The organism is Microbacterium yannicii (assembly GCF_024055635.1).
GTDB classification, from domain to species: domain Bacteria; phylum Actinomycetota; class Actinomycetes; order Actinomycetales; family Microbacteriaceae; genus Microbacterium; species Microbacterium yannicii.
Genome location: NZ_JAMXMB010000039.1, coordinates 42,920 through 55,064, shown reverse-complemented (window position 1 = coordinate 55,064; position 12,145 = coordinate 42,920). Strand labels below are relative to the sequence as shown.

At 71.4% G+C, this 12,145-nt stretch carries 11 protein-coding genes; 6 read left to right on the top strand and 5 right to left on the bottom strand.

Annotation, left to right across the window (positions count from 1 at the left end; genetic code table 11):
• Nucleotides 1-29: 29 nt before the first annotated feature.
• From NCG93_RS17435 to NCG93_RS17415, 5 genes are all read left to right on the top strand, one after another.
• Nucleotides 30-482, top strand: a complete 453-nt coding sequence (locus NCG93_RS17435) for an ArsR/SmtB family transcription factor (protein WP_194413012.1) — start codon at nt 30-32, stop codon at nt 480-482.
• A 1-nt stretch (nt 483) separates the two neighbouring features.
• Complete coding sequence (locus NCG93_RS17430) at nt 484-1,155, top strand: SRPBCC domain-containing protein (RefSeq protein ID WP_194413011.1); 672 nt, start codon at nt 484-486, stop codon at nt 1,153-1,155.
• A gap of 144 nt (nt 1,156-1,299) precedes the next feature.
• Entirely contained in the window at nt 1,300-2,412 is a 1,113-nt protein-coding gene (locus tag NCG93_RS17425) for an alpha/beta fold hydrolase (RefSeq protein WP_194413010.1), read from the top strand.
• 89 nt (nt 2,413-2,501) lie between these two features.
• Complete coding sequence (locus NCG93_RS17420) at nt 2,502-3,467, top strand: cation diffusion facilitator family transporter (protein ID WP_194413009.1); 966 nt, start codon at nt 2,502-2,504, stop codon at nt 3,465-3,467.
• Between the two features lie 106 nt (nt 3,468-3,573).
• Nucleotides 3,574-4,497, top strand: a complete 924-nt coding sequence (locus NCG93_RS17415; RefSeq protein WP_194413762.1) for an LLM class F420-dependent oxidoreductase — start codon at nt 3,574-3,576, stop codon at nt 4,495-4,497.
• Nucleotides 4,498-4,670: 173 nt separating this feature from the next.
• On the opposite strand, the gene NCG93_RS17410 is transcribed toward NCG93_RS17415, so the two are convergent.
• On the bottom strand, nt 4,671-5,102 hold the full coding sequence (locus NCG93_RS17410) for a nucleoside deaminase (protein WP_194413761.1): 432 nt from the start codon (nt 5,100-5,102) through the stop codon (nt 4,671-4,673).
• A 99-nt stretch (nt 5,103-5,201) separates the two neighbouring features.
• On the opposite strand from NCG93_RS17410, the gene upp reads away from it, so the two are divergent.
• On the top strand, nt 5,202-5,834 hold the full coding sequence (gene upp, locus NCG93_RS17405) for a uracil phosphoribosyltransferase (RefSeq protein ID WP_194413008.1): 633 nt from the start codon (nt 5,202-5,204) through the stop codon (nt 5,832-5,834).
• 17 nt (nt 5,835-5,851) lie between these two features.
• Here upp and NCG93_RS17400 read toward each other — a convergent pair whose 3' ends face one another.
• The 4 genes from NCG93_RS17400 to NCG93_RS17385 all read right to left on the bottom strand — a co-directional run bounded on the left by NCG93_RS17400 (nt 5,852) and on the right by NCG93_RS17385 (nt 12,020).
• Complete coding sequence (locus NCG93_RS17400; protein WP_194413007.1) at nt 5,852-7,147, bottom strand: type III PLP-dependent enzyme; 1,296 nt, start codon at nt 7,145-7,147, stop codon at nt 5,852-5,854.
• Nucleotides 7,144-7,704, bottom strand: a complete 561-nt coding sequence (locus tag NCG93_RS17395; RefSeq protein WP_194413006.1) for a hypothetical protein — start codon at nt 7,702-7,704, stop codon at nt 7,144-7,146. Before NCG93_RS17395 ends, NCG93_RS17400 begins: the two co-directional genes overlap by 4 nt.
• Before the next feature lie 245 nt (nt 7,705-7,949).
• On the bottom strand, nt 7,950-8,270 hold the full coding sequence (locus NCG93_RS17390; protein ID WP_194413005.1) for a DUF3467 domain-containing protein: 321 nt from the start codon (nt 8,268-8,270) through the stop codon (nt 7,950-7,952).
• A gap of 87 nt (nt 8,271-8,357) precedes the next feature.
• Nucleotides 8,358-12,020, bottom strand: coding sequence for a TM0106 family RecB-like putative nuclease (locus NCG93_RS17385; protein WP_194413004.1), 3,663 nt, complete (start codon nt 12,018-12,020; stop codon nt 8,358-8,360).
• Nucleotides 12,021-12,145: the final 125 nt, after the last annotated feature.

The following is a 12,145-nucleotide window of genomic DNA, read 5'->3' as shown; positions in this document are numbered from 1 at the left end:
ATATAAGCCGCGACGCAATCATGGACCTTGTGCACGCACTCGACATCCTCGGCGATCCGGTGCGCCGGCGCATTCTCGAACTCCTCGCGGAGGGCGAGCGCAGCGCCGGCGAGATCGGCGAAGACGTGCAGCGCGAGTTCGGCATCTCGCAGCCCGCGGTCTCGCAGCACCTCCGCGTGCTGCGGGAATCGGGGTTCGCCACCGTCCGGCCCGACGGCGTCCGGCGGCTCTACGCGATCGCGCCCGAGCAGCTCGCGAGCGCCGCCGCGTGGTTCGACCCCTTCCGGCGCTTCTGGCAGCCGCACCTCGACGCTCTGGGCACCGAGCTCGCCCGAGGGCGGCGGCGGCGACGGCTCGCTGCCGAGCAGCAGTCGGACGCCGACACCGAAGACGCCGGCACCGAAGACGCCGTCACCCACGAATCCGACATCGATGAATCCGACACCCATGAATCCGGCACGACCGACCCTCAGGAGGAATGACATGGTCGACGTACAGCACCAGCTCGACGCGGTGACCCGCGAGATCGCGAGCGAAGAGATCGACGGCTACGCGGCGCGGGTGCAGACGCTCGCGCAGACGTACCCGTCCCCGATCGACGACGTGTGGGATGCCGTCACCAGCGCGGCGCGGATCGCACGGTGGTTCCTGCCGATCTCGGGCGATCTCCGGCTCGGCGGCCGCTATCAGATCGAAGGCAACGCCGGAGGTGAGATCCAGGAGTGCGCACCGCCCCAGAACGGATCCGCCCGTTTCCGGGCGACCTGGGAGTTCGGCGGCGGCGTGACGTGGCTCACCGTGCGCCTGACCGCCGAGGGGTCGGATGCGACACGGTTCGAGCTCGAGCACGTCGCTCGTACGGACGACGCGCCCGCCGAGTTCTGGGACGTCTACGGTCCGGGTGCGACGGGCGTCGGGTGGGACGGCGGCCTGCTGGGCCTTGAGCTCCACCTGACCGGCGGCGACGGACCCTCGCCCGCAGAGGCCGGGGCGTGGGCGCTCACCGACGAGGGCAGGGCGTTCTACCGCGGTGCCGCCGACGCCTGGGCCGCGGCGCACGCCGCCGACGGGGCCGACCCCGCGATCGCCGCCCGCGCGGCCGACAACACCTACGCCTTCTACACGGGAGAGCCGGCCGCCGCAGCCGAGGAGTGAGCACCGGGTCCCGCAGCGCCGGGGCCGGCCGGCGCCGGCGCTGCGGCATCCGTCATCGAAAGCCCGTCCGCCGAGACGGCGCCCCGGTCTATCCTCGGAGTGCGGGGACGCAGGGGCTCCCGCATGAGGTGGGAGGCTTCCGACATGACCCTCTTCGACGGCATCGAGGCACGCAGCGTAGAGACGCCGGGTCTGACCGTCAACGTGCTGGAACGCGCGGGCGACGATCCCGCGACGCCCCCGGATCGCACCGTGGTGCTGATCCACGGCAACGTCTCGTCGGCGTTGTTCTGGCAGGAGCTGATGCTCGACCTCCCGACCGACCTCCGGGTCATCGCGATCGACCTGCGCGGCTTCGGCGGTACCGAGCACGCCCCGATCGACGCGACCCGTGGTGTGCGCGACTTCAGCGACGATGTGCAGTCCACGCTGGAGGCCCTCGGCATCCCGACCGCTCACCTCGTCGGGTGGTCGATGGGCGGCGGCGTGATCATGCAGTACGCACTCGATCACCCGGTCCTGAGTCTGACCCTGCAGGCCCCCGTGTCGCCCTACGGCTTCGGCGGCACGCGCCGCGACGGCTCGCGGCTCACCGATGACGACGCCGGATGCGGCGGCGGCGGCGCGAACCCCGACTTCGTGCAGCGCCTGATCGATCACGACACGACCGCGGACGCCCCGACGTCGCCGCGGAACGTCTTCCGCAGCGGCTATGTCGCGTCAGGGTTCGAGACCGCGCATGAGGACCTCTGGGTCGAGTCGATGCTGACGACGTCGACGGCCACCGGCAATTACCCGGGCGACGCGGTATCGAGCGAGAACTGGCCCGGCTTCGCTGCGGGCGACATCGGCGTTCTCAACACGATGACCCCGGCGCACTTCGATGTGTCGGGCATCGTCGATCTCGCCGTGAAGCCGGCGATCCTCTGGATCCACGGCACCCTGGACGCGATCGTCTCGGACGCGTCGTTCTACGACCTCAACAACCTCGGAAAGCTCGGCATCGTCCCGGGCTGGCCGGGGGACGAGCTCGCACCGGCACAGGAGATGGTGTCGCAGACGCGCGACGTGCTCGATCGCTACGCCGAGGCGGGCGGCGCGGTCACCGAGGTGACCCTCGAGGGAACCGGCCACACGCCACACCTCGAACGCCCGGCCGAGTTCCGCCATGCGCTGCTCGAGGTGATCGGCTACGTCGGTCGCCGCCACGATCCGGCGCCACCGACCGAGGCGATCATCCTCCGCTCCTCCGACTGACGCCCGCCGCCGGCGCCGGCCGAGGCGACCCGCTGCGAACCCTCGCCTGGCGCGCGAACCGCGCGCCCGGCATCCGTAGACTCGTCGGCATGAGTGCATCCGGTGGCGGCAAGGCGATCCTCGCGGCGTTCCTGGCGAATATGGGCATCGCCCTGGCGAAGTTCGTGGCCTGGTTCCTCTCGGGATCGGCGTCGATGCTCGCCGAGGCGATCCACTCGGTCGCCGACTCCGGCAACCAGCTGCTGCTGATGCTGGGCGGACGGCAGGCGAAGAAGAAGGCCGACAGCGACCACCCGTTCGGCTACGGCCGCGAACGCTACGTGTACGCGTTCGTCGTGTCGATCATCCTGTTCTCGGTCGGCGGACTGTTCTCGATCTACGAGGGCGTCGAGAAGCTGACGCATCCGCACGAGCTCGAGAACGCCTGGATCCCCATCGCCGTGCTCCTCGTGGCGATCGTGCTGGAGTCGTTCTCGCTGCGCACCGCCGTCAAGGAGAGCAACCATCTGCGGGCGAAGGGCCAGTCCTGGGTCGCCTTCGTGCGGCACGCGAAGGCCCCCGAACTGCCGGTCGTCCTGCTCGAAGACGTCGCCGCACTGACCGGTCTGGTGTTCGCGCTCTTCGGCGTCGGCATGACCGTGATCACGCACAACCCGATCTTCGACGCGATCGGCACGCTCATGATCGGCACGCTCCTGATCCTGGTCGCGATCACGCTCGGCATCGAGACGAAGAGCCTGCTGGTGGGCGAGGGCGCGACGGATGCCGATCAGCAGCGCATCGTCGACGCCATCGCCGCGGGGCCCGAAGTCGTGAAGCTCATCCACATCAAGACGCTCTACCTCGGGCCTGACGAGCTGCTCGTCGCCGCCAAGCTCGGCTTCGCCGCCGACGCACCGCTCGCGCAGATCGCCGCTGACATCGATCGTGTCGAGGCTCGTGTGCGCGCCGCGGTGCCTGCGGCGCGCGTGATTTACTTCGAGCCCGACATCTACCGGCCCGGAGACGACTCCGCGCCGCCGACGTCCCAGTTCGTCATCAAGTCGGCCGACTGACCTTCCGCTCTCCGACGGGCTCGGATGGTCGCCGCGCGCGACGACGGCACCGAGCTCGGACACCGGGGCGCTCGCTCCGACCACGAGACCGATACGAGGATCCATCATCGAGTACTGCATCTTCACCGAGCCTCAGCTGGGCGCCACCTACGCCGACGAACTGGCGTACGCCCAGACCGCGGAGCGCCTCGGGTTCACCGGGTACTTCCGCTCGGACCACTACCTCAGCGGCATGGGCGACGGCCTGCCCGGACCGTCGGACGCCTGGACGACGCTGGCGGGCCTCGCCCGCGAGACGTCCCGGATCCGGCTCGGCACGCTCGTCTCCCCTGTCACCTTCCGGCATCCCGGCTCGCTCGCGATCCAGGTCGCCCAGGTCGACGCCATGTCGGACGGTCGCGTCGAATTGGGGCTCGGCGCAGGCTGGTTCGAGCGCGAGCACCAGGCGTACGGCATCCCGTTCCCCGCCAAGCGGTTCGACCTCCTCGAAGAGCAGCTCGAGATCGTCACCGGCCTGTGGGCCACACCGGTCGGCGAGACCTACAGCTTCAGCGGCACGAACTACCGGCTGGCCGAGGCGCCGGCTCTCCCGAAGCCGGTGCAGCAGCCGGTCCCCGTCATCATCGGCGGAGGAGGCCCGCGGCGCACGCCCGACCTCGTCGCGCGCTTCGCCCGCGAGTACAACATCGGCTTCCCCGAAGACCACCAGATCCCGGAGCGCATCGAGAACCTGCGCGCCGCCTGCGAGCGCATCGGCCGCGACCCGGCGACGGTGCGCCTGTCGATCGCGATGTCTACCATCGCCGGCAGGGACGATGCCGAGGTCGCGCACCGTGCCGCGCGGATCGGGAAGACGGTCGACGACGTGCGGGACGGCACGAACATCGTCGGCGACGCGGCCGAGATCGGCGAGCGCATCGCCCTCTACCGGTCGTTCGGCATCGAGCGCGTCTACTTCCAGCTGCTCGACCTGCAGGACGTCCCGCACGTCGAGTACCTGGGCGAAGTACTGCCGCACCTCCCCCGCTGACGCTCGCCGCGCGCTGGGAGCGTCCTACGCCGCCGTGCTGAGGAGCTACGACCGCAGGCCCCGTTGACTTGCCGTATATGTACGCGACACCCCGGCGTGTCGCGTACATATACGCCAACTCACGGGGCGGGGTGGGGGCAACGGGGGCGGGGCCGAGGGCGGGAAGGACGGCGTCAGCGGCGGGCGTCGAAGAAGGCGCGCAGGAGAGCGGATGCCGCATCCTCGCGCACCCCGGCGACGACTTCGGCCCGGTAGGGCAGGCGCCGGTCCCGCACCACGTCGTACACCGACCCGGCGGCGCCGGCCTTCTCATCCCACGCGCCGAAGACCAGACGCGAGATGCGGGACTGGAGCACGGCACCGGCGCACATCACGCACGGCTCGAGGGTGACGACGAGGGTGCAGCCTTCGAGGTTCCACGAGCCGCGCGCGGCGGCCGCCGCCCGCAGCGCGACCACCTCGGCGTGCGCGGTGGGATCGTGCTCGAGCTCGCGCAGGTTGCGGCCTTCGGCGATGACCGCGCCCGCGGCATCCGTCACCACGGCACCGACCGGCACGTCCCCCGCCTCCCCCGCCGCCGCGGCGAGAGCCAGCGCACGGTCCATCGCGGCGAGATCGGCGGAAGCGGGCTGCACAGCACGAGCGTAGCCGCCCTCGGGCAACCCGCCCCGGGCGGGGCGGCGGTGACGCACTAACCTGTGTCTATGCGCCTGCACGTCGCCGACCATCCGCTCATCACCCACAAGCTCACGGTGCTGCGCGACCAGCGCACCTCGTCGCCGGTGTTCCGCCAGCTCACCGAGGAGCTCGTCACCCTCCTCGCGTACGAGGCGACCCGGAACGTCCGCGTGTCGCCGATCGAGATCCAGACGCCCGTCACCACGACGATCGGCGTGAAGATCGGCGAGCCGCGTCCGCTCGTCGTCCCCATCCTGCGCGCCGGTCTCGGCATGCTCGAGGGCATGGTCAAGCTCATCCCGACCGCCGAGGTGGGCTTCCTCGGGATGGTGCGCGACCACGAGACGCTCGAGCCGTCGACCTACGCCGAGCGACTGCCCGACGACCTGAGCGACCGCCAGTGCTTCGTGCTCGACCCCATGCTGGCAACCGGCGGCTCGCTCGGCGCCGCCATCGAGTTCCTGTTCCAGCGCGGTGCGCAGGACGTCACGGCGATCTGCATCCTCGGCGCGCCCGAGGGCGTCGCTGCCATCGAGAAGCAGGTCGACGGCCGCGACGTCACGCTCGTGCTGGGCGCGATGGACGAGCGGCTGAACGAGAAGGGCTACATCGTGCCCGGCCTCGGCGACGCCGGCGACCGGCTCTACGGGACGGTCTGAGCCGCCCGCAGGCCGCGTCAGACGACCGGAACGCGGCGGAGGTCGCGGGTCTCGTCGGGCGCGACTCCCGCCCCACCTCGGCCGACCACGGCCACCGCAGTGAAGGGGCGTCCGTTGAAGCGCGTCGCCGTGACGGTCGTGTACGCGCCCATGGTGGGGCTCACGAGCAGGTCGCCGACGCGCAGCTCCGGCAGCAGGACCTCTCGCGCGATCACGTCTGACGAATCGCACGTGGGGCCGGCCAGCGTCGCCCAGCGGTGACCCCCGGCGCGCGCGCCGGCGGAGAGCCGGCCGCTCCAGGGGTCGGTGGCCGTCAGGTCCCGTGCCGCGAATACCAGCGGGTGCACGTCCTCCGTCAGCACGTTCGAATACGACCCGTACAGGCCGTCGTCGAGGTAGTACCACCGCCCGTCCCCGCGCTCGGCGATGCCGACGACGCTCGTCACGAGCGTCATCGCATCGGCGACCATCACGCGCCCCGGCTCCGCGATGATGTCGAGACGGCGTGCATGCGGGGCGAGCACCGGCCGCAGCAGGGTGGCGATGTCGTCGAACGCCGCCGACTCGGAGTCGTACGAGGCGGGGAACCCGCCGCCGATGTCGAGCGTGTCGAACTGCACGTTGCAGCGCCGCTCCAGGATGCTCATCAGCTCGAGGGTGTCGGCGGCGGCAGATGCGAACCTGCCGGGATCGTCGAGCTGGCTGCCGACGTGATAACTGAAGCCTGCGACCGTGACGCCGGCGGCGAGCGCGCTCTCGACGAGGTGGGCGGCTTCGAACGGCCCGACGCCGAACTTGCTCGACAGGTCGCTCTTGGCGTGCGGGCTCCGGTACGCCAGTCGCACGAGCAGACGTGTGTCCGCCGGCGCGCCCCGGAACTTGCCGATCTCGACCTCGTTGTCGACCACGAACGTGCGGACGCCGGCCGCGAGCGCGTCGGCGATCTCGGCGGGCTTCTTGATCGGATGCGTGTGGATGATGCGCGATACGTCGACGCCGCGGCGGGTGAGCATCGCGAGCTCCTCGCCGGTGGCGATGTCGAACCCGCAGCCCGCGTCGTCGAGCACGTCCAGCACCGCGTCGTGGGCGAGCGCCTTCACCGCGTAGTGGAATCCGACGAACGGGAGCGCCTCGCGCAGGCGGCGATACTGCGTGCGGACGCGCTGCGGATCCAGCAGCAGCAACGGGGTTCCGTGTCGGGCGATCGCGGCCCGCGCCGCCACCGACGACATCACGGCGCACGCCTCCGCCCGCCGCCGGTCGGCGAAGTCGGGCGCCGTCCCCGGCTCACGACGGAGCGCGTCGAGGTTCATGTCGTCGCCCCCGTGCGTCGCGTCCGGCGCCCGTCGCGCAGCCCGATACGGGCGGTGAGAGTGAACGCGCCCGCGGCGACCGCATAGAACACGATGTCGGCGGCGATCTTCCCGACGAGCATCCCCCACAGCGGATCGGGGAAGAGCCACACGCCGAGCATGAGCGCCACGGGTCGCACCAGCAGGGTGTCGAGCGCCTCTGCCGCGCCGAACTCCGCGATCAGGAGCACGCCGGTCTTCCCGACGGCCCGGCGGCGCGTCGCGCTGACCCGTACGACCTCGAGGTAGATCGTGACCGCGAGCACGGCGTAGAAGCCGGCGATCTCGCCCAGCAGGGCGGCCAGGGCGATGAGCGGGGCTGCATCGGTCCACAGGGTCGCGACCAGGCCTGCGATCACCATCGCCGCTGTGCCGGTGATCTCGGCGGGCAGGTAGCGGGCGATCCAGAACAGGAGGCCACGGCGCGGCTGCGTGTCGCCGCCTGCCGCAGCCCGATCGGTCGCCGTCGACGCGGGAGTGATCGCTGCTGTCTCGGCCGGCTGATCGATCGTGGTCATGGCGTCCCCCTCCGTCTGACAGAGGAGGAAGCGCGGCCGATGATACGGGCAGGCACCGGTGCCGGTGCCGCACATGCAGACGGCGCGACACCCGCCCCTCGCCGAACGGATGTCGCGCCTGCACGCCTTCTGGCGCGTGGCAAGGCTACGTGGCGAGGTCTTCACACCCCAAAGGGGTTGACATGCCGGTGACGGCCGACTAACCATACGGGGGGACGACGACGACCCGCTGGCGCGCGCGAGGCTCAGTCGCCGAGCGGCGGCTCCTGCGGGGTGCGACGGCCCGTCTCGCGCTCCCAGAACTCGAGTTGCTGCGTGAGGGCCTTCGCCAGCTCGAACACCTGGTCGGGCGGGATGCGGATGCGGCTCACCACGCGCGCCGGCACGACGGTGTGACGCTGTCCGGTCTCGGCGTCCACCTGCTCGCGCGGCGGCTGCGCGAGGGTCAGGAAATCCATCACGAACACCGTCGGCGTGTGCCAGACGTTCGCGAAGTCGGCGTACGCGCCACCGATGAGCTCGGGCGGGAGGTCGATCTCGAACTGCTGCGATGGATCGTCGGCCATGCGGGCTCCTGTTCGGCGGCGTCTCGCGCGGTGGCCGCGTGAGACTCGGGCGGTCGAGTGCGACGTGTGCGCGAGTCTACGCGGCGCTCAGCCGCGACCGACCAGGCGGGCGAAACCGCTGAGCCGCGCCACTCCCTCCGGCGTGTAGGTCAGGTCGTCCAGCAGCCCGGGCGAATAGACGAGGAACGCGGTGTGCATCGCCCGCGAGATGGCGACGTTCAGGCGGTTGCGCAGCAGGAGGAATTCCAGCCCCCGGGGCGCGTCACGGCCGCTCGACGCCGCGAGCGAGACGATCGCGACAGCCGCCTCCTTGCCCTGGAACTTGTCGACCGTGCCGACGGGCACATCGGGGAACCCGGCCGCGGCGAGCGCGGCTTCGACGGCGACCTGCTGGGCGTTGTAGGGAGTCACGACGATGAGGTCCGCCTGCTCCAGGGGCCGGGGCGGCAGGGCGACCGATGCCCCATCGCTGTCGTCGGTCGCAGCATCCGTCCATTCGCGCCCGATGAGGTCGGTGACCAGCCGCGCGACCTCGGCGGCCTCCTCGAGGGACTGCGTCGCGTTGCCGTGGTGGCGCAGCGGGATCGGCACGAGACCGGGACGGATTCCCTCGAGCCGCCGCAGCGCCGTGGACGGGTGCGCGGCGAGTTCGCCGCGGTACGAGAGCGTCGACACCGGCGCGGCGACCTCGGGCCGCATGCGGCGGGTCTGCGCGAGGAAGTAGCCGTACTCCGGCGGGATGACGTCCGCACCGTCCATGACCCAGCCGAGCGCCGACGTGTCGACAGGGGCCGGGTGCGTTCCCTGGCTCACCTGCGGCAGCTGCTGGGGGTCTCCCAACAGCAGCAGACGCGGCGCGGCGAGCGATACGGCGATCGTCGAGGCGAGCGAGAACTGCCCGGCCTCATCGACGACGAGGAGGTCCAGGCTGCCGCGCGGCACGCGGCCCTGGTGGCTGAAGTCCCACGCGGTGCCGCCGAGGACGAAGCCCGATGCCTCGTGCTCGGCCGTGAACGCGGCGACGCCGTTCTTCGGCAGCACCGTGAAGGCGTGGGCGGCCGACGGGTCCTTCGGCGCCTTGCCCACCTGCGACGCCGGCACCCCCGCCTCGATGACGCGGTCGAGCAGGTGCTCGATCGTCGCGTGCCCCTGCGCGACGACGCCGACCTTGTAGCCGTGGTCTCGCACCAACCGGGCGATCACGTGAGACCCGACATACGTCTTGCCCGTGCCCGGAGGGCCCTGCACCGCGAGATAGCTGCGGTCGAGCGCGCGCACGGCGCGGGCGATGGCGTCCACGGCATCGTCCCCGGCGACAGGCAGCGTGCTGCCCTCCGCTGCCGGCGGTCCGGCCGGAAGAAGAGCCGGGCGGAGCATGCGGGGCGGACGGCGGCACAGGATGTCAGTGGCGGGGTCTGCTGGAAGCTCGGGTGCGGCGTCGATGACGGCATCCGCCCACGCATCGATGGCCGCCTGCTGGTTGCCCGCCGCGGGCGGCGCCTGGGGCGTGAGCGCAAGGGGCAGTTCGCTCCACGTCACGCCGTCGACCGCGGTCTCTTCGATCACCGCGCCGTCGTCGAGGACCTCGAGCACGGTGACCGAGCGGTACGAGTGGATCCACCGCGGCGACGCCTCGAACGGGTACGGCGCGGGCAGCTCGTAGAGCGCGAACGGATTGCTCCCCTCGCTGATGCGGGTGCCGGGGGCGAGGTCGCCGCGCAGTTCGACGACGCGTCGCTCGCCGCCTCTGCCGCTCTCGAGGAAGTGCCAGTCCTCCCGGACGCTGCTGCGGGCCGGATCGATCGCGACCACGTCGCGCGTCTCATCCCACAGCGACACCGGCTCGCGCAGCCGCAGGAAGTGCGTCGCCCAGAACGACTTGGCCTCTCGCGGGTAGTAGTCGATCGCGGCCGCGCCGAGGCGCAGCGTCCGGGCAGGCACCGAGTCATCCGGATACTGCAACGCCAGCGCGTCGAGCACGGTCGCGCGGGCCGACGGCTCGTAGGCGCGCTCGTCGGGCTCCGGGTTGGGCGACGGCACGAGCGCCGCCTCACGTGCGCGGTCGACGAGCCAATCGCGCAGGCGTCTCGTCGACACGCAGTCGTACCGGTTGTAGTCGGCGAGGTCCTCGAAGACGAGGGACGCTTCGGCCGCTGCGCCATCGGCCTGCAGCGCGCGGGCCTCGACGTAGCGGATGATCGACTCGTCACCCTTCTGCACGTCGCTCGTGCGCACCTCATCACCCATGTAGAGGGGTTCGAGCTTCTTGATCGAGTACGAGCGCGATCCGACGCGCAGCGCACGGCGCACGATCGGGTACAGGTCGACGAAGACGCCGTCGCGCAGCAGCCGGTCGACATCGGCCTCGCGCACGCCATGCCGGGCGGCCATCGCGAGCAGGTGCGACGGCTCGTACGGCGCGTAGTGGTAGATGTGCATGCCCGGGAACTGCTGTCGCCGCAGGTTGACGATGTCGAGGAAGGTCTCCAGCGCACGCTTCTCGTCGGCGAACGAGTGCGCCCACAGCGCCGTGTACTGCTCCCGCGTGTCGACCCAGCCGAAGAGGTAGTCGATGCCCCACTGCGTGGGCTCCCCCGGCACCGGCGGCTCGGTGTGCAGCGGATCGCCCTCGAAGTCGAAGAACATGTCGCCGTGGTCTGGGCGCGGCAGTGCGCCCAGCGCCTGCGGCGCGACGACCTCGAAGACGGGGATCGGCGGCGCCGCTGCCGGCGATGCCTCGGCGAGGAGCACCGCGAGGGCGCCATCGCTCACGGCACCCTGCACGTCGTGCCGCGGAGTGCGTGCCTTCGGCGCGACCAGCGGCGGCGTGCCCGCCGGGCTCTCGAGCTGCAGACGCGCCTGGGTGCGCAGCGAGCCGAAGACATCGGGGTTCATCCCCGCCGGTGCCGCGAACGCCCCGGCCAGCTGCTCGATCGTGTCGATGCCGGCCGCGCGCAGCCGCTCGCGCTGGACCGGGCGCATGCCTGCCACGAGGAGCAGGTCACGGGATGCCACGACCTCCGCGTCGCACGTCGCACATCGCCCGCACGCGACGACGCTGAGCTCGCCGCGCGGGTCGCCCCACGCGATCGGCTCCCCCGCCGCTCCCCGCTCGAGGTGCCGGTCGGCGATGAGCGCGGCCAGCCGCTCGCGGCGCAGCGTGAAGACGGGGAGGAGGTCATCGACCTCGTGCTCGCTGACGCTGCCGTCGCCGAGCAGCAGCTGCACCCGGTGGGAGCGCGGCACTCCGAGCCTGTCGAGCTGGGCGACATAGGCCGCGAGCTGCATGAGCGCGGTGACGCGGGCGTGTCGCGCGAGCTTCGTGTCCTGCACGATCCACGGCCTGACGGCACCGCTGCCGGCGGCGTCGTCGCGGACGAGGAAGTCCGCGAAACCCACGAAGGAGTCGGTCGCGAACGCCGCCTGGTAGATGACCTCCGCGTCGGAGGCCAGCGCCGCGTTCGTCCGTGCGACCGCATCGGCGAGGGCAGCGGCATCCGACGATCTCGCCTCCGGAATCACCGCGACCCGGTCGCCATAGCGCGCGACGTAGTCGTCGAGCACGCGGCGCTCGTGCACGGTGCCGAGGCGGCCGGCGCGCTCGAGGGTGAGGTCTTCGGGCTCTTCGACCGCCGCGACGCGTCCGAGCCGCGCGTCGATCGCGCGCAGCCAGGCGAACTCGCATTCCGCGGCCGCCTTGAGATCGCTCGCGCTCCAGACGATCCGGCCTTCGTCCTCGATGTATCGCATGCCCCGCCCTTCTCACACGACCCTAGCCGCGGCATCCGACACCCCGCCCCGCCCGGTCTCGCCCGCTCGTCCCCCATCTCCTCCCTTCTGTTCGTCCGTCGTATATGCACGCAAGACGGCCCCGC